Source organism: Haloarcula terrestris, from assembly GCF_031624315.1.
Lineage (GTDB): Archaea > Halobacteriota > Halobacteria > Halobacteriales > Haloarculaceae > Haloarcula > Haloarcula terrestris.
This window is the reverse complement of record NZ_JAMQOM010000011.1, coordinates 1-26,335: the sequence shown is the minus strand read 5'-3', so window position 1 is coordinate 26,335 and position 26,335 is coordinate 1. Positions and strand designations below refer to the sequence as shown.

The following is a 26,335-nucleotide window of genomic DNA, read 5'->3' as shown; positions in this document are numbered from 1 at the left end:
GTGCGTGAACGGTTTACGTAACCTGGACAATATTGTCGAGTGTGCTCTTTTGGGTCCACGCTGCAGTCGCGTATCTCGTTTACCGAGGCATTTCTGGTGGTTCTACTGACCGATGTGACGATGTCCCGATCATCGCCCTGTTCGGAGGTGCGTTGCTCCCGGATCTCGTCGATAAACCACTCGCGTTTGTACTTCCATCGCTCCCGAGTCGGTCGGTCGCGCACTCGGTGTTCGCCGCGGCACTCGTCGTCCTGATTGTATTCTACGGCACGAAACACAGAGACCGGTGGGAGGTCGGCGCGGCGTACGCGCTCGGATATGGATCACACCTCGCTGCGGACCTCGTGGATTACCTGTTCGTCCCCGAGGAGACGCTACTGTTTCTGTTCTGGCCGGTCGTAACTGACTATCACCACGTCGAGACGATCGGAGATCTGCTCGCGCTGTTGTCTCCGACCCCGTATGTACTCGGGCAAACCGTCGTCACGGTACTGGGGCTCTGGCTATGGATAGCTGATGGAATGCCGGGATACCCATCGACCCACCGTCAGTGATCGGGTGAGGTCGACTCTCGTGGTCATTCGACGATGACACGTCCGACCATCCCGCTTTCCTCGTGTGGCAGGCAGAAATACTGGTACGTCCCCGTGACGTCGAACGTGTAACTGTAGGTTTCGCCCCGTTCGAGAAACCCTCTCGCTGACGTACTCTGCCGGACAGCCTGCTCGGACTCGTAGCCGCCGCTTGCGAAGTACGACGCCTCGTCGGGAATCCCTTCTCCGTATGCCGATGCGGTATGGGGGACTCCACTCTCGTTCACCCAGGTGACCTGCTGACCGGGGTCGATTGCGACGTCAGCCGGATCGAATCGGAGGTCGCCCGTCATCGTGACCGTCGGGCCCGACGGGCCGCTACCTCCGAGACAGCCAGCAATCGCGGTTGCCCCGACTGCTAGCACACTCCGGCTCCGGCGAAGTACCGACCGTCGTGAATAGCCGTTCATCGGCGCACCCCTCGTGCGGAGGACCTCTCAGTTGTTTCGAGCTTCTTCACCCGTGTCGCCAGTGCGAGAAACGTCGCGGCGAGCGTCAGCGTCACGGCTGCGGCCGCTGCGAGGTCGTGCGCTCGCACCGAGTGATCGAGTGCGCCGTTGACGAGTTCGGCCCGCAGAAACGTGTGGTGGAACTCTCCGACGAGCGGCGCGAAGTAGTCCACGAGGTCGTTGAGGCCGTACCAGACGGTGGCGACAGCGACCGCACCGACCGAGAACTCGGCGTAGCGATAGATCAGGAACGACTGGAGGCTCATCGCGAGATGGCTCACGATGAGGAACCAGTAGAGCCAGGGTTCGATACCGCCCGGCCCGTTGAGAACCAGCTGGACGAACGGCGTCCAGAGCCCGAGTTTGATATTGCCGAAGAAGGCGAGCATGTGGAGCCACTCGACGTCGTAGTCCAGTTTCCACGCGGCGAGACTGAGCGCGACGAACAGCGTCGCGGCGGGGCTATCGGGGACGAACGGCCACATCACTATCGGGGTTTGGGTTAGCTGGAAGCGGTAGTACCAGAAGCCGAACGCCGTTCCGGCGAGATTGATCACAACGATAATCCAGGCGTACCGAAGTGCAAGGTCCTCAACGCGCTGGGGGAGTGGGGCAAGGTAGCTGGGCAGCCGATTCGTGGTCGCTGTAGGTGCGGATGTCATTCGTTTCGCCGAATTACATCCCTGTGCTGTCGTTTCGTCGGTTCGCCATAATCACGCCGCTGATCAACATCAGGACTGCGAGCGCGACCATTCCGAGGTCCCAGCCCATCCCGGCAGTCATCGACGACCCCATGCCGCCGCTCATCCCGCCGTTCATACCGGACCCCATCCCGCTACCCATTCCCCAGTTCACACTCCCGGTGACGCCGACCAGCGCCTGGTTGAGCAACATCACGAGCGAGTAGCCGATCATCAGGGGACCACTCGCGTTCCCGAGCCGATCCGCATAGGGCGTCAGCAGAACGACGCCGTGGACGACCACGACGACGCCGAGGAGCGCCATGAGGAGCCCGCTGTTCGAGCCCATCATCCCGGTGCCACCTGTCGCGGAGAGCAGCGAGTAGACTCCCGAGACGAGTGCGATTGCCGCGCCGTACTGTCGTGTCGTACCGTTTGTGTTCATCGTCTCCATTGTCAGACTCCGAGCATCATCCGAAGCGATCCACGGACGCCCATCGGGAGCCCAATCGCTCCGATGAAGAACGTCATGAGCCACCACCAGGTGTGGTTCATTTCGTCTTTCGCGTCCGCGAGGTACCACACGATACCGCCGGTCACGAGGAGTTTGAGGACGAACGTCGACCCCGAGAAGCCGGTCGCCTGGTACACGAGATTCGTCACGACCAGCTTGGGTGAATAGCCGAGGAACGTGACGCCGATGAGATTCTGCGCCGCATCCCACATCTGGCCGAAGACGGCCAGCAGGAACAACGGGTGTCGAAGGTGTGCGACATCGACGAGACTCGCTCCCCAGTAGTAGAGCGCGGTCACACCGAGGGCGATCCCCGTCGTCGCGACCGGCACCCACACGCGGAGTGGAGCCGACGTCGAGAGCCCGTGCCAGAGCGCCCACCCGACGGCACCGATCGCCCAGACCGTTCCAACGAGACCGACTATCGACGGGATGGACCCGATATTCCGGTTACGCGCGAGTGCGCCGACGCCGAGTGAGAGGACGGTGACGGCGGTGACGACGAAGTAGATCGACGGCGTGATGAACAGCACGGCGTAGTCACCGAGCAGGCCGATATCCTCGAGGGCGCGCATCGCTCCGCCAGCAACGATGATTGGCGCGAACCCGTACGCGAGTCGAGCGTCGTACGTGACATCGAGGGAGTCGAGATACGCTCGGAGCCCGGGGAGACTGTACACGACGGCCGCGAGGTACGTCACCGTGTTCACGGCGTTGTATCCGCGGACGGCCCGTATTCCCTCGTGCGTGACTGGCTGGCCGGCAGCGTCAGCGACGACCGGGCCCCAGAGATACTGCCAGACGAATCGGTCGTAGACGAGCGTCGGGAATGCGAGGAGTGCTGCACCGACGAGGACGACCGGGGCGAGCAGATACAGGACCCACCACTCCCGAGTTCCAGTGGCGGGGAGGGCGGATCCGACGCGGCGAGTGACGGTGCTCACGACTCGCTCACCTCCAGTCGCCACGTCGTGCTTTTCGAGCGTCCCCACTGTTCGAGCGACACGTCGGTGAGGTCGTCCTGGAGCTGGCTCAGATACTGTGCGACGGCTTTCGGCGATCCGTCGAGGTCGCTGGCGATATCCCGAGCCCGAAGGTACGTGGGCTCAGTATCGGCCGTCTCGACGAGGTACGCGTGCACCGTGCGGCGGGAAATAGAGGACATGGAGCAAGTGGCTTTGGCGTTCAGCGGAGTTTCCCGAGCAGTTTGTAGTCGTGATCGGGGGTGTACCGTCGGAACAGCAGGCTGTTCGACAGCACCGACACGCTGGAGAACGCCATCGCACCGGCAGCGAGCACCGGTTGGAGTAGGCCCAGCGACGCCAGCGGGATCATCGCGGTGTTGTACCCGAGCGCCCAGACGAGGTTCTGCTTGATCTTCGCGAGCGTCGCGTCCGAGATGCGGATGGCCTTCACGACGTCGAGGGGGTCGTCGCGCATCAGCGTCACGTCCGCCGCCTCAATGGCCACGTCCGTCCCCGAGCCGATGGCCGTCCCCACGTACGCGACGGCGAGGGCGGGCGCATCGTTGACGCCGTCGCCCACCATCATCGCCTTCCGGCCTTCGTCCTGAATGCTCTCGACGGCATCGGATTTGTCCTCGGGGAGAACCCCCGCGCGGACGTTCTCGGGAGCGATGCCGACCTGCTCGGCGACCGCGCGGGCGGTCCGCTCGTTGTCGCCGGTGATCATCATCACGTCGACACCACGTTCTTGGAGCTGACTTATAGCGTCCTTCGCGCTCTCTTTGATTGTGTCGGCATCGGCGACCACACCCACGAGTTCGCCCTCGTAGGCGACGAGCATTGCCGTCTTCCCCTCGTTCTCGAGGCGCTCCATCGTGTCCTGCGCGGGCGAGGGGTCGATATCGTTGTCACGGAGGAGCTTCCGATTCCCGACCAGGACCTCACTGTTGCCGACAGTCGCTCTGATGCCGTGGCCGGGGACGTTCTCGAAGTGGTCCGGGTCGCTCACGTCGATCCCCCGTTCTTCGGCGCCGTCGACAATGGCACGGGCGAGCGGGTGTTCGCTCGCATGTTCGGCCGTGGCCGCGAGCCGCAGGACATCCTCCTCACCGAGACGGTCACGAGCGGTCAGTTGGCCACCATCTGCAGCAGTATCGCCGCCATCCGTGAGAGGCTGTCCGTCACCGTCGAACACGACGATGTCGGTGAGCTCCATTTCGCCTTTCGTCAACGTCCCTGTCTTGTCGAAGACGACCGTGTCGACGTCCTTCGCTCGTTCGAGGATGTCACCGCCCTTGAACAGGACGCCGTTCTGTGCACCGATAGTCGTCCCGACCATCGTCGCGGCAGGCGTCGCAAGGCCCAGCGCACAGGGACAGGCGATCAGTACGGCCGACGCGAACACGATGATCGAGAACTCGAAGACGGTGACGGTCCCTCCAGCGATTGCAGGTCCACCTGCCACGGCACCCCACAGCGGGAGCCACTCGACGAAGCTCGCGAGCGCTCCGGGGAACAAGTACCAGACGACACCCCAGAGAACGGCGTTGGCGATGACTGCCGGCACGAAATACGCCGAGATGCGGTCGGCGAGGTTCTGGATGTCGGGCTGGCGCGACTGGGCGTCCTTGACCGTCTGAACGATCTGCTGAAGCGCCGTGTCCTTCCCGACCTTCGTCGCCTCCACGACGAGCACGCCGTTCTCGTTGATAGTCGAGCCGACGACCTCGTCACCCTCGCTCTTCTCGACGGGGACAGACTCGCCGGTGACCATCGACTCGTCGACCGCTGACTGGCCATCGACGACGACCCCGTCGGTCGGAATCTGCTCGCCAGGCCGAACCTTCATCCGATCGCCGACCTCGACGTCCTCAAGTGGGATCTCCTCCTCGTTGCCGGCCTCATCGACGACGGTGGCCGTCTCGGCCTCCATCTCCAGCAGCTTGCGGAGCGCCTCGCCGGCTTGGCCCTTCGAGCGGGCTTCAAGGTAGTTCCCGAGGGTGATGAACACGAGGATGAGCGCGGCGGTGTCGAAGTACAGGCCGCCCGCGATGAGCCCTGAGAGGACTGCGACAGAGTAGACGTACGCAGTGGTCGAGCCCAGCGCGATCAGGACGTCCATGTTGGCGCGCTTGTTGTTCACCAGCGCATTGTACGAGTTCTTGTAGAACGGCCAACCGAGCACCAGCTGGACGGGCGTCGCCAGCAGGAACTCTGCCCAGCCGAACTCGATTCCGAGAATGGTCTCCGGGAGGACGCCACCGCCGAGGAGGAACTTCTCGGCGAGGAAAAAGAGGAGAGGTGCCGACAGCACCGCACCAAACAGGGTCAGTCGAAGCTGCTTACGGATTTCAGCCTGTCGCGCGGCGTCGCGCGCGTCCTCGCCAGAGTCGCTGTCGTCGCCGTCCTCTCGGACGGGCGAGTAGCCCGCGCTCTCGATGGCATCGTAGAGTGCATCCAGCGACGTGTCCGCGGGGTTGTACCGGACCTGGGCTTCGTCGGTGGCGAAGTTCGCCTCGGCCGCGATGACACCGGGTGTGTTCTCTAGGGCAGTCTCATTGGTCTGTACACAGTTGGCACAGGTCATATCGGAGATGCCGATGGTCACTGTGTCAGACACTGCACCATACCCGGCATCTTCGATCGCCTCGTATATCTCTTCGAGCGATACCTCGTCAGGATCGTACTCGACGGAGCCTTCATCCGTGGCGAAGTTCGCGTTCGCCTCAACGACGCCGTCGAAGGACTCTAGCGCGTCGCCAACTGTCGCCGAACAGTTAGCACAGGTCATCCCTGTGATGTCGAGATGTGCAGTTCGCGTTCCCATTCTTGCCCTATACTACGTAGTCCTTCCTTAGTGCAGTTACTGTTTCGAAACCAGTGTTTTAGACCAGTATAGAATTTAGATTCAAAGGCCTAGTTCCGTTCCACTACCGAAGGATGCCAATATCGACTTCGCCGATCTGGAGCGGAAATCGCGGCTACAACTAGACTCCGTCTTCGAGACGTTGATACTGGTCTTCGAAGCGGCCACGGCACGACGGACAACAGAAGTGATAGATGTCTCCGTCGATTCGAGCGGATTCGCCCTCGCTATCGACCGTATTCCCACACTCGGCGCACGTGATTGCGAACTCGGTGCCGTCGAGTGAGGGTGTCCATTCGAGGTCGTCGACGAGCGTCACCGAGTACTCCGTTGATGGCGCGTCTTCGAGGAGACCCTCGACCCACCGGCGAACGTTCTGTCCTTCCGCACGACCGTAGAACCATATTTTCCCCTCGGCAGTGACGAAGAGGTGTTCGATACCATCCGCGTCGTGGAGCCGGCTTCGAAGTGACTCGATGGCAGCGGTATCGTTTTCGAGCTGGACGAACACCGGAACGCCAGCTCGCAGTTGTGCGCGATTCACGTCGACGGTGAAGCCGTTGATGATGTCGGCCTCCTCTAACCGTTTCACGCGGTCTGATACGGCTGGCCCCGAGAGATCCACCTCCTCACCGATGCTGCTGAACGGGCGTCGCGCGTCCTCTGCTAGTAGCGAGAGGATCTCCATGTCTGTCTCGTCTAAATCACGCATATCTCCCCATTGAACCCCCGAACCACAATATTGTTTCCCAGCGCCAAGATTTGAATGCCATCCCACTTCCAAGATAGACTTTGGATTCGAAGCAGAAACTGACAAAGATTCCCCTCCCGTATGTACCAGTGTATGACGCAGACCATCACTGTCGAAGGAATGACGTGCGGTCACTGTGAACAGACAGTCGAAGACGCGCTTCGAGAAGTGAGCGGCGTGACCGACGCGACTGCCGATCGCGAGGCCAAACAGGCGAGCGTCGATGGCGATGCTGACGTCACGTCACTCGTTCAAGCCGTCGAGGACGCTGGATACACCGCCCACGCCTGAGAACCGCCGGAACGTACGTCCACAAGTGCCCCGCCGTTCTCGTTCGACACCGGCCCTCTTGACGGTACCGCGCCGTATCAGGGTCTGGACAGCATAATAAGGGACGGCACCAATACCCACGCCATGAGCAACAATCCAGACCACGAGACATCCGAAAATCCCTCTAAAGAGGGGCACCCCTCGCATCAATCCGAAGGACCCGTCTACTGTTGTCGAATTTGCCGATTGAAAGCAGAGTCGGAACCACGAGCATCAGCCCACGCGTCATCCGAGCCGGAGTCCAAACTCCCGAAGGACGACACTCACACTGCGGCAGACGCCACCACGGAGTCCGAATCCACGGACGAACACGCACATAACGACCACGAAGCCGAACACGCGCACCGCCACGCTGCGGCCGAGCACGCTCACTCTACAGAAGCAGAGCACGTACACGACGAGCACGACCATGGTGGTAACGCCCACGAGAAGGGACACGGGGGTGGAAACGGGGATCACAGCGATCACACGGATCACTCAGGCCACGAGGCGATGTTTCGGCGGCGGTTCTGGGTGTCGCTCGTCCTCTCGATTCCGGTCATCGTCTTCAGCGAATTCATTCAGGACGTCTTCGGCTATACGGCCCCTACGTTCCCCGGGAGTACGTGGATAACGCCGGTACTTGCGGTCGTGATCTTCGCGTACGGTGGCGTGCCCTTCCTCTCGATGGCCCGGACGGAACTGAAAAACCGCGAGCCGGGGATGATGATGCTCATCTCGCTGGCGATATCGGTGGCGTTCGTCTACTCGATCGCGAGTCTGTTTCTCGAAGGGACGACACCGTTTTTCTGGGAACTCGTCACGCTGATCGACATCATGCTGCTGGGCCACTGGGTGGAGATGCGGTCGGTCCGGGCGGCCTCGGGGGCGCTGGACGAACTCGCGAAGCTCATGCCCGATACCGCCGAGCGTATCACCGAGAGTGGAGATACCGAGGAAGTGCCCGTCTCCGAACTCGGCGAGGACGATGTCGTGCTCGTTCGCCCGGGCGCGAGCGTGCCTGCCGACGGCGAAGTCGTCGAGGGCGAGTCGTCCGTTGACGAGTCGATGATTACCGGCGAATCCAGACCAGTTGGGAAGGAGCCCGGATCAGAGGTGGTCGCCGGGACGGTCAACCAGGACGGGAGTCTCCGCGTCAAAATCACGAAGACCGGCGACGAGACGACGCTGGCGGGCATCATGCGACTGGTCGACGAGGCCCAGCAGTCCAAATCTCGAACCCAGTTGCTCGCCGACAAGGCAGCTGGCTGGCTGTTCTATATTGCACTCGGCGTCGCGGCGATTACTGCCGTCGCGTGGGTCGTCGCGGTCGGGTACAACATCACCGTCCTCGAGCGCGTCGTGACGGTCCTGGTCATCGCGTGTCCCCACGCACTTGGACTTGCCGTCCCGCTCGTGGTCGCGATCAACACTTCCACGGCTGCCCAAAACGGGATGCTCATCCGCGACCGCATCGCCATGGAGGAATCTCGAAATCTGGACACGGTGATGTTTGACAAGACCGGGACCCTCACGAAGGGCGAACAGGGCGTCGTCGGTGTTGAGACGGCAGGCGACTGGACTGAAGAGCGAGCATTCGAAGTCGCCGCTGGTGTCGAGGGTGACTCCGAGCATATGATCGCTCGCGCCATCCGAGACGCCGCCGAGGAACGGGATATCCAGCGAGCGAAGGTTTCGAACTTTGAGAATTTCCGCGGTCTCGGCGTCAGAGCCACTGTGGACGGCGAGACGGTTCATATCGGTGGACCGAACCTGATTGAGAAATTCGGTATCGAGCGGTCCAACGAAATCGCTGCCTTCGCGGAGGAAGCTGGCTCGAACGCAGAGACGGTTATCTACCTGGTTCACGACGAATCCGAAGTTGTCGCAGCATTCGCGCTGGCGGACGTTATTCGGGAAGAAAGCCGGCAGGCCATCGAGGCGCTACACGCGATGGATATCGAGGTGGCGATGCTGACCGGTGACTCGGAGGACGTCGCACGGGCTGTCTCGGAGGAACTCGGCATCGACCAGTACTTCGCGGAGGTACTCCCCGACGAAAAGGACACGAAAGTCGAAGCGCTCCAGTCCGAGGGGAAACTGGTCGCGATGGTCGGCGACGGCGTCAACGACGCGCCGGCGCTCACGCGAGCAGATGTCGGTATTGCCATCGGTTCAGGGACCGACGTCGCCATCGAGTCGGGCGATATCATCCTCGTCGACAACAATCCCCTGGATGTCGTCCGTCTCATCAAGCTCTCGAAGGCGAGCTACCGGAAGATGCAGGAGAATCTGGTCTGGGCGACCGGCTACAACGTCTTCGCGCTCCCACTCGCTGCCGGAGTCCTCGCGCCTATCGGTATCCTGCTGTCGCCGGCGATCGGCGCGGTGTTCATGTCTCTCTCGACAATCATCGTCGCTATCAACGCCCGTCGTCTCCGCAGCGCCGATATTTCCGTGCCCGACATTGGTGCGTGATCCCTATGGCACTCCAGGCGACACAGACATTGTTCAGCGTCAGTCTCCTATCCGGGGGACTCCTACTGGGTGGCCTCCTTGCCACCATCGTCAGTCCGACATTCCGGTTCTGGCCGCACGGGACGCGGAACTGGACGTTCTGGGTCAGCTGGACAGCCTGGACGCTATACGTCGTGGGTCTGGTCGGCATTGCATACCTCGACTGGTGGCACTGGTACGAACCACCGGTGGTGGTGCAACTCGTCAGTGTGCTTGTTTTCGTAGCAGGCACAGCGCTGTCTATCTGGGCGATGTGGACACTCGGATTCTGGGAGAGCAGTGGTCTCGAAGGCCACCTTCAAACTGAGGGACCGTATCGCTTCTCTCGCAATCCACAGTACGTGGGGTTCATCACCATGCTCGCCAGCGGAGGCCTCCTCGCAGGTTCGATTCAAACGGTCATTCTCGCTATCGGTGGAATCGTGTGGTTCCTGCTCGCACCACTCGCCGAAGAGCCGTGGCTCCGCGAGCAGTACGGGGGCGAATACGAGTCATACTGCGAGGCGGTTCCACGATTCCTTGGTAAACCCAGTAGACGTGCAGCGCAGACACATTCAGAGCAGTCCGAGAGTGATTCTCAATGACTGGATCCGCGACACAACCGATTGAGGTCGGCGGCCGAACCATCTCACCCGGAGAGAAGCGCCAGTTCCGCTATTCGGTGGGAACAAGTTTCCACGGCGACCCGATCGACATTCCGGTCACGGTCGTCAACGGAGAGAATGATGGCCCGGCGATGTTCCTCAGTGCTGCCGTGCACGGCGACGAACTGAACGGCATCAAGATCGTCCAAGAGGTCGCAGAAACCTACGGTCCCCCGGACATCCACGGGGCACTCGTCTGCCTCCACGTACTGAACGTCCCGGGATTCATGGCCCAACAGCGCTACATCCCGATCTATGACGAGGACCTCAACCGGTCGTTCCCCGGGAATCCACAGGGAACGATGGCGAAACGTCTCGCCCATACTATCTTCGAGGAATTCGTCTCGAAGTGCGACCTAGGGCTGGATTTCCACACCTCGACGCGCAACAGGACGACAATGTATCACGTTCGGGCAGATATGCGCGACTCTGACGTCGAACGCATCGCCCGTGCATTCGGAACGAGCGTGATTCTCGACGGTGAAGGCTCAAACGGGACGCTCCGAAAGGCAGCATCGAAGACGGGGGTTCCGACCGTAACTGTGGAGATGGGGCGCGCCCACCGGTTCCAATCGACGCATCTCGAACGCGCCCTTCACTGCGTGGCGAGTGTCCTCGCTGAACATGAGGTTCTGCCAGACCGGCCGGTCTCTTGGCCTGGGTGGACGCGTGTGGTCGCACGCGACGGTGAGAAGACGTGGCTTCGTGCTGCCACCGGCGGACTCGTCGATATGAAGTGGGGCCCACAGCCGCTCGTCGAGGACGGGGAGCAGCTGTTCACTATCTCCGATCACTTCAAAGATGAGGTCGAAGTCGTTCGTGCACCGTCAACTGGCCTCGTCGTCGGTGTACTCGAGAACGCAGTCGCGTACCCGGGGCATCCGCTGTGTCACTTCGTGAGCGTCGACGAAACGACCGCAGACATCATCCGGGACGACATCGAGCGGGGTGAGTTCGATGTCTACCGTGAGGGTGGTTTCCAGCGGCCGGAATATGGTGAGAGCGGTGAGTATGAAGGACGAGATCCGCTCTCTTGACGGGCCAGCGTCTGCTGACAGGCTCTTCATCGGTTCGAAGAGCCCCCCATAATTGCCTACTGGATCGTTCTTCGGCCAATAACCGTTCCAAGTTCTAATTCGTACGGTATGATGGTCGGCTTTTATCGAACATCGTCGAGATCACCTCAGCAAGATCGTGCCCTCTCAACTACAGACTCGCCGGGTACCAGTGTGTAAAATGTACAGATCTGCTAGGTGATGCCCGGTATAGTAACGCTCACCCCAACTTTTTCGCGACCTATTGCGCGTTTTCAACCGCTTTCCTTACGTCAACCCAGACTTCATCAGGAGACTGTTTTCCGTCGACACGTTCCAGTTGACCTCGTTCTTCGTAGTATTCAATAACTGGTTCAGTGGTCTCACGAAATACACGTAGACGTTCACGGACTGTCTCCTCGGTATCGTCATCCCGCTGCTCAAGTCGTCTTTCAACTTCAGGATCTTCAGGCGGACTATATTTTATATGATAAGTGTCCCCTGTTTTTGGGTCTATACGGCGACCCGTGAGTCGTTGAACAAGTTCCTCCTCGTCTACGTCAAGATATAGAATAACGTCAACGTCGGTCATATTATTGAGTTCCTCAGCCTGTTCTACGTTGCGGGGATACCCATCCAGAACAAAGCCATTGACTTGCGATAGAGCCTCTTTAACGAGCAGAGTGACAACCTCGTCCGGAACAAGCTCACCTTGATCCATATATGTGCGCGGGACATCATACTCTGATTCAAATTCTGAAATATCCCTGTCCTTATTTGCCCGAAGGAGCTCCCCGGTAGTGATATGCTTTACATTAAACTCCTCAGAAGCCTTTCTACTCTGCGTCCCCTTTCCTGCGCCTGGTCCACCGAGGATTAGAATCCGTGGTTCGGCCATGTCTCTCTTTTGATGTCAGTCACGAAAAAGACACGTATCGAGAGTCTCAGATGCGGAGGTTACTTTCTCTGGGACTCTGACCGGATGATCCCGGAGAGATTGTCCATCTGTGCGGAGACATGGGCAGCTTCTCCCGCGAGGTGAGTGATGAGATCGTCAAGGGTGACGATCCCCACAACTGAGCCATCTTCGACAACGGGAACATGGCGGGCAGCCGCCTCGTTCATTTGTCGCAGTACCCTCGGTACCTCCGCCTCAGGCGTTACGGTGAGGGGGTCGGAGGTCATCACATCTCCGGCGGTTATGTTGGATTCGCTCTGATCCGTTGCGAGAACGTTGAACTCACTATCTGGCGTGAGGAGCGCGCCAATCAAATCTCGATCTGTAATGATGCCCACGAGCTGGTCGTTTTCTTCCACAACGACGTAGCGGGCACATTTGGTTTGCGCGACCATCGTTTGGGCGACCTCTGCTACCGACGTATCCGGAATAACGCGACCAACTGACTCGTCGGCGATACTCCCAACACGTAGTGTGAGATCGGATCGATTCTGTTCCATACTGGGGGATTGGTTAGAGAGACTAAATAATATGGCGGCAGTTCCTCACTTCATAGAAGCATCTCAGGGAGTTACGGTGCTTGCCTTCGGTAGATAGTAGCACGTTTTGCGCTGCTACTATCCGACTGGTCTCCCGCGTAATGTTGGAACCAAGTGTGGTGAATGTGCGACCGTAGTTACTAGTGGGCAGTCCAGCCTCCGTCGACAGGAATGTTTGTGCCTGTGATGTACGTCGCCTCATCAGAGGCGAGAAACATCGCAATGCCGCCGATCTCCTCGGGTTCGGCCACTCGCTGCATGGGTGTCTCGTCTCGGACGAACTCGTAGAACTGTTCCTGGTCGAGGTAGTCGTCTGTCATCGGCGTTTCAACGAATCCAGGGCAGATACTATTGACACGTATCCCTTCTGTGGCGTAGTCGATGGCGAGCTCTCGTGTGAAATTCACGACACCACCTTTTGCTGCCGAATAGGCAGGTGATCCAGGACCACCAACGAGGCCATAAATCGACGCGACATTAATGATGCACCCCTCACTGTCTTTGAGATACGGGATCGCCGCTCGCGAGCCGTACATAACCCCTGTGAGATTAATTTGAATGACCGTATCCCACTCTTCGAGCGACATTTCTTCGATGGACCCTACTTGGCCAATTCCAGCGTTGTTTACGATTGCGTCAAGCTGTCCGTATTCGTCAACCGTACTGTTGACGAGGGTCTCTACCTGCTCATACTCCGTGACGTCACATTGGTGGAATTCACAGCCGAGTTCTTCGGCAGTCTCTCGGCCGGTTTCTTCCGTGCGACCTGCGATAACGACTTCGGCTCCGTAATCAATGTACTTCGAAGCAATTGCTTTGCCGATCCCGGTTGCACCACCAGTGATGATCGCAACTTTATCTTTGAGCATATCAGGTACTTCGCATAGACGCCACAAAATAGTTTGAGGCGTCGTGGGGGTACTCCGTATTCGAGATACCAGTTATCGACGCTGTTGCCTTGATGAATGAATGAATAAAATGGTGAAGCCGAGTGCGACGACGATCCCAACAGTAGCAGAGATCTGACTTACGGATAATGCGAGACCACTCGCTACAAATGTTCCTCCTGCGAGGATGGCGTACCCGATCGAACGAGTCTGCCGTCGTTGGCTCTGTGCGATCTCCTGAGGTATCACTGTGCGTTCCTGTTCTCGTGCGTCCAGTTCACGATCCAATTTCGTGGGTAGCCGGAGGAGGGCCCAGAGGGAGGTTTCGATGTCGGACTGAGCTTCGGCGAGTTTCATCCGGGCTGCTCGCTGGAGGAAGCCGTGTTCACGGAGGAACGCCTGCGCAGCTGCGAGGATATTGAACTCGGGATCGAGCTGTCTAAGAACACCTTCACCGATCGATCCCACCCGAATGACTAACATCACGTCTGGCGGGATACGAAACGGAAACTCTCGGAGCATTCCGACGACCACGTCGATTATCTGCTGCCAGTTCACATCACCACTCCCTTCGAGGTCATCGATAACTAACTCGAGAACGTGGCCGACGGCGGCCCTGTCGGCGTCGGGATCGAGTGCACCAAGGGCGACAAGTTCGTCGATGATGGATTCGACATCCCGGTTGACAGCGGCCAGATAGAGGTTGATCACGCTCGCTTGCATCGCCGGCGTGAACCGACCGCTCATCCCGAAGTCGTAGAATACGATGCGGCCATCATCGTCGACAGCGAGATTTCCAGGATGGGGATCGCCGTGGTACACACCGTGATCGAGTCCCATCGTGAAGTAGGCATTCGCCACTCGTCGGGCGACGTTCTCCGGATCGTAGCCCTTCGCTTCGAGTTCCTCGAGGTCAGTAACCTTCGTTCCCTCGGCGTACTCCATGGTGAGGACACGTTCGGAGCAGACGTCACGAAATACGCGTGGGATCGTAACGGTCTCATTCTCGTCGGCAGCGAAATTTTCCCGAATCTCCTCCATCATCTGGGCCTCTCGCTCGAAGTCCAGTTCCTCCAGAATGATGCGCTCAAAGTCGTCCGCCATGTTCCGGAGTGAGAAACTGAACCGATCAGGTGCGAGAAACAGTGCAAGGGGAACGAGGCGACGAATAATGCGCAGATCGGTCTCGATGAGGTCCTTGATTCCGGGGCGTCTTACTTTCACGACCACCTGTTTTCCCTGATAGGTCGCCCGATAGACCTGTGCTAGCGATCCGCCGGCGATGGGTTCGGGATCGAAGTCGTCGTACGAGTGATACCCGACGTCTTCGGCGAGAGCCGGAATCATCTCTCGATACGGACCCGCCGGGATCGCATCTTGGAGCACTGCGAACTCCTCCGCGTACACTTGCGGAACGAGATCTGGGCGCGTCGAGAGAACTTGGCCGATCTTTACGAACGTCGGCCCAAGGTTGAGCATCGCCTCCCGTAGACGGCGGGCACGCTGCTCGTGCTGGTCCCGTGGCACAGTGCGTGACCCACCGACGATCAGAAACCGATGCCGATCACGGAGAAAGCGTAGGATGAACGGGGTGAACGTCCCAAGAATACGAATTAGACGGAGAAGAAATCGAACCATGGGCGTTGTCATAGAGTTCTTCCGACGGCCCTTAATACGTGCCCGTCGACCTACTTCGAAATACCCAATCGGCTTGGAGACGGATCTGTGAACAGAATGCCGAGGGATCCCGTCTGCGGTATGCAACTCAGAGTTGACGAAGCGGTAGCTTCAGTCCGGCACGACCAGGTGACGTACTATCTCTGTAGCGAAGAATGTCGACAGCGCTTCGAGAAACAGCCCGCAGTATACACCGAGTAGGGAGCCTACGCACAGTAGCAAATGGCCGACTGACGTTTATGGAAGGGCGAGGCGTACTGCCAGTATGCCAGTTGAGCCGGTCTGCGGTATGGAAGCCAGCGACTCAAGCGAAATCACCGCCGATTTCGAGGGGACGACGTTCTACTTCTGTTCGTCCGACTGTCGTGATTTCTTCGAAGAGCACCCGAAGCGATTCGTCGACGAGCCACGACCCCACCTCTGTGATGCGAGTGGCGTAATGGTACCGCGCTTGCACTACGGCCGCGCCGTCGGTGAGTTCAACCTGACGGTCGCCGACCCGGAATTGCTGAGCGTCGGTCTCGAGGACGACACCGACCTTCAGTTCGATCTCGAACGGGCGAATAAAGCTGCAGAACGATCCTGATTCCTTAGCGAACTTCGGATACTTCGCTACCGTTTTCGTCGACCGATTCTCGAACCGTCATTTCCAAATCCCGGTCCTCTCGAACCGTCTTGATGAGTGCTTCAAGCAGACTGTTATACGCATTCGGGCGCTCTATCATAGCGACGTGACCGGTACGCTGTAGCCTGCAGAAAACGCTCTCGGGAATCCGCCTCGCGGTTCCGCGTGCCACCTCGATGGGAACAATACCGTCGGCTGGTCCGTGGATGACGAGCGTTGGGGCATCGACTCGCTCAATATCGGGGCGACCGTCGTACCCCCAGAAGGCCTCGGTGACAGTCGTCCACGCTGAGCGACGGTGGGGAAGCGGGTTCGATTGCAGGAAGTCCTCAACCACGACCGATGGCGTCTCCTCGTGGAAGCCGACGCTGTAGGCTAACTGCCGGATGAGCGCGTCGTTCGCGGGTATCTTATAGAGTCGGAGTGCCAGAAATAGTCGCAAAAGCGGTTTCTCCCCCGCGGGGGTGAGATCATGATCGCCCCCTGCGTGTAACACGAGCCCGGCTGTGGGATGGCGCTTCGCGTACTCGATAGCGAGGGCGGTACCGTAACTGTGGCCGTGGATGATCGGATTCGTGATACCGAGTTCATCAAGGAGATTCAGGAGGTCAGCTACATGCCCGGAGAGGGACTGCTCCTGCCGCATGGTCGAGTTTCCGTTGCCGGCGAGCGCATACGTGACCAACTCGTGGGGCCCCTCGAACGCGTCTAGTTGTGGATACGGGTTCCAAAGCGACCCGAGACCACCGTGGACGAACACGATCGCCGGGTCCGGCCCGGGGAGGTGAAGCGTCTCCAGTTCAACTGATTCCGACACCGGAACGGGTGTCGGTTCAGGAAGCGTTTCGGAAACGTCGTCGAACCGGACGTATCCCGGTGGAAAAGATGGTGACGCCATACTGAGTTAGAGATACCCCCTGCGGTGGTGTCGAATAGACGGTCCATCTGAGAGCCTGCTCCGAGGATCGTCTCGGTGGACACTAACCATCCTTGACAGTTATCGGTTGAGGGCGATTGTCTGGATGACCGGGTTACCCGTCATCGTGGATCTCATGCCGATTCCAGAGCAGGGCGAACAACCCGCCCATGAGATATCCTGCAACTAACGCGATCATGAGGCCGGCACCAGCCAGAGAGAGGTCGAAATCGACCGTGTCCTCGTACTCAACGAAGTTGGTCCGGGCGACAGTGGCGACCGCTGTTTCAGAGACGCCCGAGACGACGAATCCGATCCATGCAGCGTGCGACGCTGCGAAGATGGCACCGAATATGAGTCCTGCCCGGTTGGCGGAGATTTCCTCGCTCATGGTTCCGCCTCTCCTATCGAGTCATGAGCTGGTCGCTCTTCAGGGGCGGTTTCATCAGCGAACAAACCCAGCATGTCTGTCATACTTGTAGCACCGGCTACGGTCGCCTATTTCACTACGATTGTGGTTTCGATACTGGCATGACAGAACACCTCTCGTTAGAATGTGAAACCGATCCGTGGCTGTAGTGACGATGACCCCAACCTGTCGAATCAAATTTCGGAGTTCTCTGGTAATCGAGCGTCCAGAGCGAACGCTCGGTCGTCCTTTAGAATTGTAAGCGTAATCGACTGAAACGAGGGGAACGACAACCAACATGAAAACGTAGGTGACCATATGGAACTGGCACTCTTCGGTGCGACAGGCGGGACCGGACGTGAACTGACGGCACAAGCGACCGAAGTGAATCACTCGATTCGCGCGCTCACTCGAAGCCCTGCAAAACTCCCACCGAACCAGGCAGTCACCGCCGTAGAGGGGGATGTACTCGATCCGGACGCGGTCGAAGCCACCGTAAACGGATCAGATGCGGTCATCTGTCTTCTCGGTCGAACGTCGGACAATCCCTCCGACGTGGTCTCTCGCGGGACCGCGAACATTATCGATGCAATGCAGGAACGGGGGATCGAACGCCTGGTCGTCCTGACATCGATGGGGTTAGGATCGAGCGTCCAGCAGGTTCCGTGGTACGTCCGCCTTGCGAACGTGACGGTGCTCTATGACCTGATGGCCGACAAAGCCAGACAGGAGGAACTCGTCGCTGGGAGCGGTCTCGACTGGACGATCGTCCGCCCCGGCGGTCTTACAGATGGACCCAAAACCGGGGAGTACGAACACGGCGTCGACATTGACGCCACGGCTGGTCCGATTTCACGCGCTGACGTTGCGGACTTCCTCCTTGAGATCCTTCAGACGGACTCCTATCTCCGTGACGTGCCAGTCGTAACGACGAACCAGAGCGTTGACGCCGAATTCCTCTGGGACCAAGTCACGGCTGTCGCGCAACGTCTACGAGGATGAGTGAATAACCGTCTCACTAATTCACGATTCCAAGATACTTTGCTGAATCGGGAATTCAGGGGTTCGGCGCATAGAGCGCGTACAAGATAGAAAGCATTCCCGCCGCCGCGACTAGTGCAGCCACGAGACCTGCCTGGAAGATTGACACCTGGAGCAGTTCGAATAGAACTCCTTCGAGGAGTCCACCGAGGCCAATTAGTGCGAACCCAAAGGCGACGTAGAGCATCAGCTGTGTTCCGTGGCGTTGGTAGCCGCGATAGGCTTGGTACGCGATAACCAGAGCCAACGCGGTCATGAACAACTTGGCGATGACGAATAATGTGTGTTCCATGAATCAGTCTCCCCGCATGTTTTCAAAGATGGAGGTGATCCGGTCCGCGGGATCCGGCCGGACATCGATCTGGATGTCAAACCCCTCGTCTTGGAGGAGGACTTCGATACGTTCGAGACGTGCCTCATACTCCCGATAGTGCCGACCAGCGGGATCGACGTGCGTGTACTCTTCGAGAAGTCCTTGCTCGACGAGTGTGTTGACGCGACGAGAGACGGTTGGGCGTGACATATCGCATTCCTCGCTGAGTTCTTTTGCAGAGAGTCGGTCCGTGTTCGTCGCCACGAGAATATCGCGAGCGTACTCGTCGTCGAGTGTGGCAAAGACGGCTGGTGGGCTCAACTCCTCAGTCACACTCGCATACTCGTCCTAGTGGGGTAAAATAGCCGCCCGGTTTTCTGACTCAGAACACTGGCTCACCGGTATATCGTCTCTCCCTGCCTACACTCACTCGGTGAAGTAACAATGTCTACGATTCCCTCTGGAGTCAACCAGCTAGAGAGCAAGGTCGGCGGACTGACCATCGGTGGTCGTGTCCACAGCCTGAGCGCATGGTTCGTGCTCGCGCTACGGCTCATGATGGGCTACGCGTTTGCGTACTCGGGATTCACGAAGATCGTTGCCGCCGAGCCGTTCTCGGCGGGTGGCTATCTGGCGAACGTCGCGGCGACCAACGGCAACCCCCTCGCGGGTATGTTCGCGTGGATGGGGTCGACCCCGTGGTTCGTCGAGTTCGCGAACGTCGCTGTCCCGTGGGGCGAGCTGTTCATCGGTCTCGGACTGCTCGTCGGTGCCGTCGTCCGCCTCGCGGCGTTCTTCGGCGCGCTCATGATGCTCATGTTCTACTTCGGGAACTGGGACATCGCCCACGGCGTCATCAACGGTGACTTCGCGTACATGCTCGTGTTCCTCGCGGTTGCGGCGTTCGGTGCGGGCCGCATCCTCGGGCTCGACCAGTACATCGAACAGTACGAGGTCGGCGGCGAGGCGCTCGTCGAGCGCTACCCCGTCCTCGAGTACATCCTCGGCTAACCACGCCGAACCATTTCAGGAGAAATACACATGACAAACTCAATTCAACCACGCGGTACTCGATCCCTCGGACTGATCGTCGTCGGTGCGCTGACGGTCGCGGTTATCGGGGGTATGGCCCTGACGCACGCAGCCGTCCCGGATGCGGTGATGTGGGACTGGCACTACGGAATGTGGGACGACGGCCACATGACCGGCTGGGGACTATGGGGATGGGGGATGATGCTGTTCGGCCTCCTCTGGATGGCCCTCATCATCGGTCTTCCCATCTATCTCGTCTACTGGCTGGTGGCTCGATCTCAGACTGACGGACCCGCCGAGGATAGAGCCCTCGTGGCTCTCCGTGAGCAGTACGCCCGCGGTGAGATCGACGACGAAGAATTCGAACGCCGCCGTGGCCGCCTCACGGCGAATCGCTGACGTACGTCGCTCCCGAAGAGGAGAGCTACTACCGACATCATCCGAGATGGAAATCACGCCCATCGCGGATTTTCAGATGATTCATAGACAATGGAGTAGCTGATCTGTACGAGAGAACCTACACAGGCGCAGACTCACCAATCTCGATGTACTGACGTTCCCACTCACGGCGGGCTTCGATTTCACGGCGGCCGCGCCGCGTGAGCGTCTAGACGTTCGTCTGTCGGTCTTTCTCGCCTTTCTTGACGAGCGTATCGAGATTCGGGTAAAGTCGCCCGTGATGGATCCCCTTCTGGTAGTAGTCTTCGGATTCCTGCTTGATGGCGAGGCCGTGAGAATCTTAGAGGCCGGCGATCACATACAAGATGTCCCCGCTGGAACCCAGTTAGGTCGTGCATCGTTTGTTCCCTATTTTTGAGGGGTGGCATATGTTCTCTCTGGTCCTCAAAGGCGGAGATTTGGACCAAGAGTATCTACTAGTGTACTCGTCACCGAATAGCGTTTAATATCGAGGCATCCGTATCTCCGGTAATGGCCCTTCGGACGAGGTCGCCCTTGAGGTTCCGTGGCTGTACTCGGCGCGCTGTCAGCAGGTGGTAATCAATTGTGTCTTCATCTCAATCACTATCTCCCCCGTGCGCGCTTTGTGGTAGGGCTGTCACTGACGATCAAGTCGTGGGTGAGGATGACATCGACTTTTGCTGTGTTGGATGCCGAAACGTCCATCGAGTGCTCGGTGGTGATGGGGTTCACAGTCAGATGGCCTCGACAGATGGCACTATACATGAATCCGGAACTAAAGCGGGCGAACGCGAGGCAGATCCGCGTCCAACGGGGACTGAGGAACGAGCCTTCTTCCAGGTCGACGGGATGCACTGTGCGACGTGTGAAGCGTTTCTGGAATCGATTGCTGAAGGCTGCGAGGGCGTCACTGACGCCGCGGCGAGTTACGTCACCGAGACGATCCGAATCACATACGACCCTGACCGCGTCTCGAAGGGTACTCTCTGTGATACCCTGAGTACACTCGGCTATTCGGCAACCCCCCGTGCTGGAGGGAGTGATGACGCACCGACTATAATCGGACAGTCGCGCCGGTCGGACGAGCTGAATGAACGAGGAATTGACGAGGTGCTGGGATTCCGTTACGCTGTTGGCGTCATTTTCGGGACGTTCATGCTCCTCCCGTATGCGGTCCTCCTCTATCCGGCGCAGCTCTCGTCGTTCTTTGGTGAGGGGACGCTGGATATGTTCGCGAGTGCGTCCGGGATCGGCGGTGGAGATGGCCTGTTGATCCTGCCGCTCTTTCTCGTTCTGACAGGGGTGGTTCTGTTGTTCACCGGCCTGCCGTTGTTACAGGGTGCGTATGTCAGTCTGAAGATGCGACAGCCGAACACAGACCTGCTTGTCGCACTCCCCATCGTGAGTGCCTACGTGTACAGTACGATCGCCTTTCTCCTCGGTCGGATCGATGTGTTCTACGACCTCACGATTGTGGTTGCCGCGAGTGTGGTGGCTGCCATCTTCTACGAATCACTGAGCAAGCAGCGAGCGATGGATCGCCTGACTAATCTCACTATCTCCCACGTCACCGAAGCCAGGCGGTATGGCGCCGATGGGACGACGACGATGGTCGACGTACACGGTCTGGAACCCGGGGAACGGGTTCTCGTCCGTGAGGGCGAACGCATCCCAGTCGATGGTGTTCTCGCTGAGGGTGAGTGCACGGTCGATGAAGCGATCGTGACGGGCGAGTCGCTCCCGGTATCGAAACAAGCTGGGGACGAGGTCGTCGGCGGGGCGGTCGTCACAAATGGGGCTGCTGTCCTCACGGTGAGCGATGAGACAACCAGTAGTATCGATCGCCTCATCACCTCTGTCTGGAATCTCCAGAGTGGGGATCACGGCGTCCAGCGGCAGGCCGATAGGCTCGCGTCAGTCATCATCCCGGCCGTCGTCGGTGGGGCGGTACTCGCTGGATTGGGGTCGCTTCTGGTTGGGACTGGCATTCCCGTCGCCGTCCTGACGGCGCTGGTGGTTCTCTTGGTTGGATGTCCGTGGGCACTTGGCCTGGCAACCCCGCTCTCGGTGGCAACCAGTATCGAACAAGCGGTAGAGCGGGGCATCGTCATCTTCGACGAGACCGTCTTCGAGCGCCTTCGGAACGTCGATGTCGTCGTCTTCGACAAAACGGGGACTCTCACGACCGGCCAGATGGATGTCCTCGAGGCGGATGCACCGTCGGATCTGCTTGCAATCGTCGCGGCCCTCGAACAGCGAGCATCCCACCCAGCGGCCGACGCAATCGTGAATACGTTTGCACAAAGGAATCAGGAGGGCGATCGCTCGAGAGCCGATGGGGGGGTTGCCGATGGCAGTGACCACGAGCACGCAGAGGACATCACTGAATTCACGAGCCATGCGACCGGCGTGGAAGGAGTCGTCGAAGATACGCGCGTTCTCGTCGGGAACCTCGATCTCTTCGCAGAACTGGGGTGGTCGGTGAGCGAACAGATCGAGACGCGTGCCGCAGAGGCACGAACGGCCGGTCACCTTCCGGTCGTCGTTGGTCGTGACGGTCGTGCAGAGGGCGTCATCGTCGTGGGCGACGAACCACGCCCGAGTTGGGATGACACACTCACGCAACTGAGTGACCGTGATATCGAGATCATCGTTCTGACTGGTGATGACGAGGCTGCTACTGACTTTCTCGACAGCCATCCTGCCGTCGATCACGTGTTCGCGGGGGTCCCGCCGGCAGGCAAGACCGCGACGATCCGGCGGTTACAGTCTCGTGGGCAGGTTACGATGGTCGGTGATGGGACGAACGATGCCCCGGCCCTAGCGACAGCAGACTTGGGAATCTCCCTCGGTGGTGGGACGGCACTCGCGTCCGATGCCGCGGATATTTCTATCGTCGATGATGACCTCGCAGCGGTGGGGACGACGTTCGACCTCGCAGATGCAGCTCGTCGGCGTGTCAAACAGAACAACGGGCTAGCGCTGCTCTATAATGGGGTCACGATGCCACTCGCAGCGACGGGGTTGCTGAATCCGGTGTTCGCGATGGGTGCGGTCGTGGCGACCGGCGGTCTCCTCGCAGCGAATTCGTTTCGAGACCTACTTCACGAGTAGCGGCTCCCACTCCGCGAAGCGGCAGATACCTGCTGTAACCGGGTGAAGACGGGTCCTATCGCTTCAGTCGAGCAATTCGAAGGCACTGAGGCCCGCGTACCCGACCGCAAAGCCCGCAACGATGATGCCTCCGGAGAGGACTTGGTAGAACGGCGTTGACGGGAGGAAGCCGGTCGCGAGGGTGCCGACAACGATTAATACTGCTGCCAGTCCCAAAAACACGTACTGTCGACGTTTCCTCTTCATATCTTGAGATATTCGTCCACCCTAAGGACCGTGTTCTCACGGCAGATCCGTCATCTCAGTCGGCGGGGATGATGGCGGCCGATTGATCGGGCTGTCGGGCTGCTTGGACCGAGTAGATCAGGCTCCCAGTGAAGAGGACGAAGCTTCCTACGATGAATACTGCACTGAGCGGCGAGGCCGAATCGACGAACACCCAGTAGAGGGGGGCGGCAATCGATGGCCCGGCAGCAAGTACCGCGATCTTCGCGACGAGTGGCCCGCAGCACCCACAGGTACACGTCCCGACGATTGCAGCACTTCCGGCGGTCCCTTCGGTCATGCCGGCTCGTTCCTCGACGCGCCAGTGACGGGCGATGAGAGCGGCGTTTAACCCGATGAGTGCGCTCAGCATCCCGACGACGATGACCTGACCGGGCGACACGGCCAGGAAGAACGGGATATGTATGAACGGAAGATGCGGAATCGCGATTTCGAGCGTCGGCCACGATACCAGCTGATAGATTGCGGGCAGAACGACGACCGTCACTTCCTCAGGGAAGCCTTCCTCGGGGAACAACGAGAGGTACCCCGTTATCGAGACGAAAAAGAGGGCTAATACGACACCGACGCCGATGCCGAAGCGACGCGCAACCGGATCACGCATGACTGCGCGAATGACACTCCCTGCGTCCTTCCAGACGACATAACCGACCAGGATTGGCGTGCCGAGGACGATTGCGTACCCGAGTGGATGCGTATCGCTTGCCAGTCCTGGAAGGAGGTAGGGGTACGAGATCCACAATCCCATGAGGATGCCGAGGAACGTGTACCGTGGTCGGGATGGCCAGCGGAGCCACCCGACGACGAAGCTCGCGACCATGATGCCCAAACCACTCAGCAGGGCCAGTGGCTGATACCACGCTCGGGGGAACGGCATCGAACTCGCAGTATATGTCGGATCTGGGGAGAGCCCTTCGAAGAGTACGGCTCCGAGTGCAGTGATAGCGATACCGGCGAACACGCCGTACAGAGCGGTTGTCGCCGTGATCCGATCTGTCCGTTTGAGAAGGATGAATCCACCGAGAATAACGGCACCAACGAAAGCAATAATTACACCGTGTCCTTGCGAGAGTCCACCGCTTCCGGTTGTACCGTGGGCAGACGCGACGGGAACCTGAGTGAGCGTACCAATCGCGGCGAGAAGTACAGAGAGAGGCCGAATAGATCCGATTCGAGAGGTCTGTCCACGGGAGGGGTCCCCACGTGGTTGACGCTCTTCTGGTGACATTATTCTGTCTTGGACAGGGAGCCACTTCTACCTGACTGATTCACCTCTCATATTCTGGATTTGACTGTCGTTGGCTCATGCTGTGTGTGGAAATATCCTCCTCCGAAAGTATGACCGGCACGGTGAATTCACTCGCCGTCCAGAAACACGAGGAACTGTATGTGCTTGAGGAACCAGACCGGAAGAACGGCCCCAACTCCTGCAGCGAGTAGGAGACTATTCGATGCCGTCCACACGATCTGTCCAAGTACGGTTCCAATAATCAAGACGCCGTTGTATGCAATCGCATTCACCGCTAAATCGCCTTTCGACTCAGGCCGGGGCCACTTGATGAGACTGAACTCGACCGCTGACGTCCGGCCGGAAGCTACTGCGACAAGAAGTCCGAGTAAGCCGGATACAAACCATTCGAGTACAGCCGGTGGCCAGCTATATACGACCGTGGCGGCGGCAAGAACAAACAGACACGGGCTAGTGATTGTACCGATCTCTACGGAGAGATAGCGGGTCAAAATGTGTTCCTCGGTCTCTTGTTGTGCGATGGCCATCTGTGACAGTTATGAGTAGAGCAGTGGAATGGATCAGGGATGCTCCGTCGAGGATTTGAACCCCGGTCCTCGACGAGAGATGCCGAGATGATTGGCCGAGCTACACCAACGGAGCATTTCTAACTTGGGGCCTCAGTACTTCAAATACGACCGGTGTCCTACTCAGTGGGAATCCGCCGTTTCCCCTTATGTTGGGGTCTTTGATACTGTGGTATGGAGCGTCGACAGATTCTCAAGACGGCTGGAATTCTGGCTACAGGTGGCGTGACTGGTCTCGCCGGATGTAGTAGTTCGGGGAACGGAGATGGTGGCGGTGAGCCGACCACGACTGAACCGCAGGAGACAGCTGGTGGGTCTGGAGACTCGAATACCGTCATGATGGTAACCGAAGGGAGCGAGTACTATTTCGATCCCATCGGTCTGTTCATCGAATCTGGGGAAACTGTGACATTCGAAATCCAGAGCGGGAGCCACTCGGCAACCGCCTACAAAGAGGGAACGAGCTCAGCATCAGTTACCCGGATTCCCGAAAGCGCAGAAACGTTCAATAGCGAAACGCTGAGTGAACAGGGCGCAACGTACGAGCACACGTTCGAGACCACAGGGACGTACGATTACTTCTGTATCCCGCACAAGACCCTGGGGATGGTCGGCCGGATCGTCGTCGGCGAACCCGGCGGTCCCGCGGAGGGGAGTATGCCGCCGGACGGAGACGTTCCCGAAAGCCAGACCATCGTCGATCAAGGCAGCGTCTCGTACAGCTCGTTCTCCGGGTAGGCGGCCGCGTATACTGCGAGCTGTGCGCTCTGGAATCGCTTGTACACCATATGGCCGACATTGACTAGGCTTCGGACCTACAGGAATCTATGTGGCACCCGATTACTGCCGGTTTCCGAGGGTGTCATAGAACTCTTCTCACACCGTGATGATCGTGCTTCCCGGATTGTCTCCGCGTTCGTAGTTGGTGATTGCGACGACGAGGCGAAGGCACAGAGCGAGGAACACCTGCGCTCGTGCGTGG

29 protein-coding genes, 1 tRNA gene and 2 pseudogenes are annotated in these 26,335 nt (G+C 59.1%); 11 read left to right on the top strand and 21 right to left on the bottom strand.

The genetic code is table 11. The annotated features are described in order from the left end of the window. Nucleotides 1-41: 41 nt before the first annotated feature. On the top strand, nucleotides 42-554 hold the full coding sequence (locus NDI54_RS18150; RefSeq protein WP_310897832.1) for a metal-dependent hydrolase: 513 nt from the start codon (nucleotides 42-44) through the stop codon (nucleotides 552-554). A gap of 23 nt (nucleotides 555-577) precedes the next feature. On the opposite strand, the gene NDI54_RS18145 is transcribed toward NDI54_RS18150, so the two are convergent. The 7 genes from NDI54_RS18145 to NDI54_RS18115 form a co-directional block, all read right to left on the bottom strand. After that, entirely contained in the window at nucleotides 578-958 is a 381-nt protein-coding gene (locus tag NDI54_RS18145) for a plastocyanin/azurin family copper-binding protein (protein WP_310897831.1), read from the bottom strand. Nucleotides 959-999: 41 nt separating this feature from the next. Next, a complete protein-coding gene (locus NDI54_RS18140) occupies nucleotides 1,000-1,704 on the bottom strand; it encodes a DUF1405 domain-containing protein (protein ID WP_310897830.1) in 705 nt (234 codons plus the stop codon). Between the two features lie 13 nt (nucleotides 1,705-1,717). Next, nucleotides 1,718-2,176 carry a hypothetical protein gene (locus NDI54_RS18135; RefSeq protein WP_310897829.1) on the bottom strand — a complete coding sequence of 153 codons (459 nt, stop codon included), beginning with the start codon at nucleotides 2,174-2,176 and terminating at the stop codon, nucleotides 1,718-1,720. 2 nt (nucleotides 2,177-2,178) lie between these two features. After that, nucleotides 2,179-3,180 carry a DUF63 family protein gene (locus tag NDI54_RS18130; protein ID WP_115819515.1) on the bottom strand — a complete coding sequence of 334 codons (1,002 nt, stop codon included), beginning with the start codon at nucleotides 3,178-3,180 and terminating at the stop codon, nucleotides 2,179-2,181. Beyond that, nucleotides 3,177-3,401 carry a DUF7123 family protein gene (locus NDI54_RS18125; protein WP_049983691.1) on the bottom strand — a complete coding sequence of 75 codons (225 nt, stop codon included), beginning with the start codon at nucleotides 3,399-3,401 and terminating at the stop codon, nucleotides 3,177-3,179. The genes NDI54_RS18130 and NDI54_RS18125 overlap by 4 nt, the downstream gene beginning before the upstream one ends. A gap of 20 nt (nucleotides 3,402-3,421) precedes the next feature. Next, the gene (locus NDI54_RS18120) at nucleotides 3,422-6,028 is read right to left on the bottom strand and encodes a heavy metal translocating P-type ATPase (protein ID WP_115819514.1); all 2,607 of its coding nucleotides are present in this window, start codon (nucleotides 6,026-6,028) and stop codon (nucleotides 3,422-3,424) included. 160 nt (nucleotides 6,029-6,188) lie between these two features. Further along, nucleotides 6,189-6,779, bottom strand: coding sequence for an AsnC family transcriptional regulator (locus NDI54_RS18115; RefSeq protein ID WP_115819513.1), 591 nt, complete (start codon nucleotides 6,777-6,779; stop codon nucleotides 6,189-6,191). A 132-nt stretch (nucleotides 6,780-6,911) separates the two neighbouring features. On the opposite strand from NDI54_RS18115, the gene NDI54_RS18110 reads away from it, so the two are divergent. The 4 genes from NDI54_RS18110 to NDI54_RS18095 all read left to right on the top strand — a co-directional run bounded on the left by NDI54_RS18110 (nucleotide 6,912) and on the right by NDI54_RS18095 (nucleotide 11,325). Beyond that, nucleotides 6,912-7,109, top strand: coding sequence for a heavy-metal-associated domain-containing protein (locus NDI54_RS18110; RefSeq protein WP_115819795.1), 198 nt, complete (start codon nucleotides 6,912-6,914; stop codon nucleotides 7,107-7,109). 123 nt (nucleotides 7,110-7,232) lie between these two features. Continuing rightward, nucleotides 7,233-9,605, top strand: a complete 2,373-nt coding sequence (locus NDI54_RS18105) for a copper-translocating P-type ATPase (RefSeq protein ID WP_115819512.1) — start codon at nucleotides 7,233-7,235, stop codon at nucleotides 9,603-9,605. Between the two features lie 5 nt (nucleotides 9,606-9,610). Continuing rightward, nucleotides 9,611-10,228, top strand: a complete 618-nt coding sequence (locus NDI54_RS18100; protein WP_092893792.1) for a methyltransferase family protein — start codon at nucleotides 9,611-9,613, stop codon at nucleotides 10,226-10,228. Beyond that, on the top strand, nucleotides 10,225-11,325 hold the full coding sequence (locus NDI54_RS18095) for a succinylglutamate desuccinylase/aspartoacylase family protein (RefSeq protein ID WP_058365807.1): 1,101 nt from the start codon (nucleotides 10,225-10,227) through the stop codon (nucleotides 11,323-11,325). Before NDI54_RS18100 ends, NDI54_RS18095 begins: the two co-directional genes overlap by 4 nt. 259 nt (nucleotides 11,326-11,584) lie before the next feature. Here NDI54_RS18095 and NDI54_RS18090 read toward each other — a convergent pair whose 3' ends face one another. The 4 genes from NDI54_RS18090 to NDI54_RS18075 all read right to left on the bottom strand — a co-directional run bounded on the left by NDI54_RS18090 (nucleotide 11,585) and on the right by NDI54_RS18075 (nucleotide 15,233). Further along, a complete protein-coding gene (locus NDI54_RS18090; RefSeq protein WP_080508370.1) occupies nucleotides 11,585-12,220 on the bottom strand; it encodes an adenylate kinase in 636 nt (211 codons plus the stop codon). Between the two features lie 59 nt (nucleotides 12,221-12,279). Next, nucleotides 12,280-12,780, bottom strand: a complete 501-nt coding sequence (locus NDI54_RS18085) for a CBS domain-containing protein (protein WP_058365806.1) — start codon at nucleotides 12,778-12,780, stop codon at nucleotides 12,280-12,282. 179 nt (nucleotides 12,781-12,959) lie between these two features. Beyond that, nucleotides 12,960-13,688, bottom strand: coding sequence for an SDR family NAD(P)-dependent oxidoreductase (locus NDI54_RS18080; protein ID WP_119713009.1), 729 nt, complete (start codon nucleotides 13,686-13,688; stop codon nucleotides 12,960-12,962). A 72-nt stretch (nucleotides 13,689-13,760) separates the two neighbouring features. Continuing rightward, nucleotides 13,761-15,233 (bottom strand): ABC1 kinase family protein, encoded by a 1,473-nt coding sequence (locus NDI54_RS18075; RefSeq protein ID WP_177213397.1) that lies wholly within the window; start codon nucleotides 15,231-15,233, stop codon nucleotides 13,761-13,763. Between the two features lie 415 nt (nucleotides 15,234-15,648). On the opposite strand from NDI54_RS18075, the gene NDI54_RS18070 reads away from it, so the two are divergent. After that, nucleotides 15,649-15,969 carry a YHS domain-containing protein gene (locus tag NDI54_RS18070; protein ID WP_119712794.1) on the top strand — a complete coding sequence of 107 codons (321 nt, stop codon included), beginning with the start codon at nucleotides 15,649-15,651 and terminating at the stop codon, nucleotides 15,967-15,969. 4 nt (nucleotides 15,970-15,973) lie between these two features. Here the strand turns inward: NDI54_RS18070 and NDI54_RS18065 are convergent, their stop codons facing one another. Continuing rightward, the gene (locus NDI54_RS18065; protein WP_119712795.1) at nucleotides 15,974-16,906 is read right to left on the bottom strand and encodes an alpha/beta fold hydrolase; all 933 of its coding nucleotides are present in this window, start codon (nucleotides 16,904-16,906) and stop codon (nucleotides 15,974-15,976) included. 133 nt (nucleotides 16,907-17,039) lie between these two features. Then, nucleotides 17,040-17,315, bottom strand: coding sequence for a hypothetical protein (locus tag NDI54_RS18060; RefSeq protein ID WP_119712796.1), 276 nt, complete (start codon nucleotides 17,313-17,315; stop codon nucleotides 17,040-17,042). 336 nt (nucleotides 17,316-17,651) lie between these two features. On the opposite strand from NDI54_RS18060, the gene NDI54_RS18055 reads away from it, so the two are divergent. Continuing rightward, nucleotides 17,652-18,335, top strand: a complete 684-nt coding sequence (locus NDI54_RS18055; protein WP_119712797.1) for an NAD(P)-dependent oxidoreductase — start codon at nucleotides 17,652-17,654, stop codon at nucleotides 18,333-18,335. 55 nt (nucleotides 18,336-18,390) lie between these two features. On the opposite strand, the gene NDI54_RS18050 is transcribed toward NDI54_RS18055, so the two are convergent. Continuing rightward, nucleotides 18,391-18,666 (bottom strand): DUF7521 family protein, encoded by a 276-nt coding sequence (locus NDI54_RS18050; RefSeq protein WP_310897828.1) that lies wholly within the window; start codon nucleotides 18,664-18,666, stop codon nucleotides 18,391-18,393. 3 nt (nucleotides 18,667-18,669) lie between these two features. Further along, nucleotides 18,670-19,020: an ArsR/SmtB family transcription factor gene (locus tag NDI54_RS18045; RefSeq protein ID WP_144927678.1), complete on the bottom strand. Its 351-nt coding sequence runs from the start codon at nucleotides 19,018-19,020 to the stop codon at nucleotides 18,670-18,672. 111 nt (nucleotides 19,021-19,131) lie between these two features. On the opposite strand from NDI54_RS18045, the gene NDI54_RS18040 reads away from it, so the two are divergent. Together NDI54_RS18040 and NDI54_RS18035 are read left to right on the top strand one after the other, a co-directional pair. After that, nucleotides 19,132-19,698 carry a DoxX family protein gene (locus NDI54_RS18040; RefSeq protein ID WP_220581175.1) on the top strand — a complete coding sequence of 189 codons (567 nt, stop codon included), beginning with the start codon at nucleotides 19,132-19,134 and terminating at the stop codon, nucleotides 19,696-19,698. A 30-nt stretch (nucleotides 19,699-19,728) separates the two neighbouring features. Further along, entirely contained in the window at nucleotides 19,729-20,118 is a 390-nt protein-coding gene (locus NDI54_RS18035; protein ID WP_220581174.1) for an SHOCT domain-containing protein, read from the top strand. A gap of 118 nt (nucleotides 20,119-20,236) precedes the next feature. On the opposite strand, the pseudogene NDI54_RS18030 reads toward NDI54_RS18035, so the two are convergent. Then, nucleotides 20,237-20,516, bottom strand: a pseudogene (locus NDI54_RS18030) (PadR family transcriptional regulator). A 361-nt stretch (nucleotides 20,517-20,877) separates the two neighbouring features. Between NDI54_RS18030 and NDI54_RS18025 the strand changes: the two are divergent. Further along, entirely contained in the window at nucleotides 20,878-23,253 is a 2,376-nt protein-coding gene (locus NDI54_RS18025) for a heavy metal translocating P-type ATPase (protein WP_310897827.1), read from the top strand. Between the two features lie 63 nt (nucleotides 23,254-23,316). Here NDI54_RS18025 and NDI54_RS18020 read toward each other — a convergent pair whose 3' ends face one another. The 4 genes from NDI54_RS18020 to NDI54_RS18005 form a co-directional block, all read right to left on the bottom strand. Next, complete coding sequence (locus tag NDI54_RS18020; protein WP_227262400.1) at nucleotides 23,317-23,499, bottom strand: hypothetical protein; 183 nt, start codon at nucleotides 23,497-23,499, stop codon at nucleotides 23,317-23,319. A 55-nt stretch (nucleotides 23,500-23,554) separates the two neighbouring features. Next, nucleotides 23,555-24,415: a hypothetical protein gene (locus tag NDI54_RS18015; RefSeq protein ID WP_310897826.1), complete on the bottom strand. Its 861-nt coding sequence runs from the start codon at nucleotides 24,413-24,415 to the stop codon at nucleotides 23,555-23,557. Nucleotides 24,416-24,894: 479 nt separating this feature from the next. Beyond that, nucleotides 24,895-25,314 carry a hypothetical protein gene (locus tag NDI54_RS18010; protein WP_310897825.1) on the bottom strand — a complete coding sequence of 140 codons (420 nt, stop codon included), beginning with the start codon at nucleotides 25,312-25,314 and terminating at the stop codon, nucleotides 24,895-24,897. 40 nt (nucleotides 25,315-25,354) lie between these two features. Beyond that, nucleotides 25,355-25,429: transfer RNA gene (locus NDI54_RS18005), tRNA-Glu, on the bottom strand. Nucleotides 25,430-25,527: 98 nt separating this feature from the next. Between NDI54_RS18005 and NDI54_RS18000 the strand changes: the two genes are divergently transcribed. Further along, nucleotides 25,528-26,091 (top strand): plastocyanin/azurin family copper-binding protein, encoded by a 564-nt coding sequence (locus tag NDI54_RS18000; protein WP_310897824.1) that lies wholly within the window; start codon nucleotides 25,528-25,530, stop codon nucleotides 26,089-26,091. Between the two features lie 138 nt (nucleotides 26,092-26,229). On the opposite strand, the pseudogene NDI54_RS17995 reads toward NDI54_RS18000, so the two are convergent. After that, nucleotides 26,230-26,335, bottom strand: a pseudogene (locus NDI54_RS17995) (IS5/IS1182 family transposase); the annotation flags it as partial.

Excerpts from the sequence above, each read along its gene's own strand:
- NDI54_RS18140 (WP_310897830.1), bottom strand. The coding sequence starts at position 1,704 with ATGACATCCGCACCTACAGCGACCACGAATCGGCTGCCCAGCTACCTT.
- NDI54_RS18135 (WP_310897829.1), bottom strand. The coding sequence starts at position 2,176 with ATGGAGACGATGAACACAAACGGTACGACACGACAGTACGGCGCGGCA.
- NDI54_RS18125 (WP_049983691.1), bottom strand. The coding sequence starts at position 3,401 with ATGTCCTCTATTTCCCGCCGCACGGTGCACGCGTACCTCGTCGAGACG.
- NDI54_RS18120 (WP_115819514.1), bottom strand. The coding sequence starts at position 6,028 with ATGGGAACGCGAACTGCACATCTCGACATCACAGGGATGACCTGTGCT.
- NDI54_RS18115 (WP_115819513.1), bottom strand. The coding sequence starts at position 6,779 with ATGCGTGATTTAGACGAGACAGACATGGAGATCCTCTCGCTACTAGCA.
- NDI54_RS18110 (WP_115819795.1), top strand. The coding sequence starts at position 6,912 with ATGACGCAGACCATCACTGTCGAAGGAATGACGTGCGGTCACTGTGAA.
- NDI54_RS18105 (WP_115819512.1), top strand. The coding sequence starts at position 7,233 with ATGAGCAACAATCCAGACCACGAGACATCCGAAAATCCCTCTAAAGAG.
- NDI54_RS18100 (WP_092893792.1), top strand. The coding sequence starts at position 9,611 with ATGGCACTCCAGGCGACACAGACATTGTTCAGCGTCAGTCTCCTATCC.
- NDI54_RS18095 (WP_058365807.1), top strand. The coding sequence starts at position 10,225 with ATGACTGGATCCGCGACACAACCGATTGAGGTCGGCGGCCGAACCATC.
- NDI54_RS18090 (WP_080508370.1), bottom strand. The coding sequence starts at position 12,220 with ATGGCCGAACCACGGATTCTAATCCTCGGTGGACCAGGCGCAGGAAAG.
- NDI54_RS18085 (WP_058365806.1), bottom strand. The coding sequence starts at position 12,780 with ATGGAACAGAATCGATCCGATCTCACACTACGTGTTGGGAGTATCGCC.
- NDI54_RS18080 (WP_119713009.1), bottom strand. The coding sequence starts at position 13,688 with ATGCTCAAAGATAAAGTTGCGATCATCACTGGTGGTGCAACCGGGATC.
- NDI54_RS18070 (WP_119712794.1), top strand. The coding sequence starts at position 15,649 with ATGCCAGTTGAGCCGGTCTGCGGTATGGAAGCCAGCGACTCAAGCGAA.
- NDI54_RS18065 (WP_119712795.1), bottom strand. The coding sequence starts at position 16,906 with ATGGCGTCACCATCTTTTCCACCGGGATACGTCCGGTTCGACGACGTT.
- NDI54_RS18060 (WP_119712796.1), bottom strand. The coding sequence starts at position 17,315 with ATGAGCGAGGAAATCTCCGCCAACCGGGCAGGACTCATATTCGGTGCC.
- NDI54_RS18055 (WP_119712797.1), top strand. The coding sequence starts at position 17,652 with ATGGAACTGGCACTCTTCGGTGCGACAGGCGGGACCGGACGTGAACTG.
- NDI54_RS18050 (WP_310897828.1), bottom strand. The coding sequence starts at position 18,666 with ATGGAACACACATTATTCGTCATCGCCAAGTTGTTCATGACCGCGTTG.
- NDI54_RS18040 (WP_220581175.1), top strand. The coding sequence starts at position 19,132 with ATGTCTACGATTCCCTCTGGAGTCAACCAGCTAGAGAGCAAGGTCGGC.
- NDI54_RS18035 (WP_220581174.1), top strand. The coding sequence starts at position 19,729 with ATGACAAACTCAATTCAACCACGCGGTACTCGATCCCTCGGACTGATC.
- NDI54_RS18025 (WP_310897827.1), top strand. The coding sequence starts at position 20,878 with ATGGCCTCGACAGATGGCACTATACATGAATCCGGAACTAAAGCGGGC.
- NDI54_RS18020 (WP_227262400.1), bottom strand. The coding sequence starts at position 23,499 with ATGAAGAGGAAACGTCGACAGTACGTGTTTTTGGGACTGGCAGCAGTA.
- NDI54_RS18015 (WP_310897826.1), bottom strand. The coding sequence starts at position 24,415 with ATGCCGTTCCCCCGAGCGTGGTATCAGCCACTGGCCCTGCTGAGTGGT.
- NDI54_RS18010 (WP_310897825.1), bottom strand. The coding sequence starts at position 25,314 with ATGGCCATCGCACAACAAGAGACCGAGGAACACATTTTGACCCGCTAT.
- NDI54_RS18000 (WP_310897824.1), top strand. The coding sequence starts at position 25,528 with ATGGAGCGTCGACAGATTCTCAAGACGGCTGGAATTCTGGCTACAGGT.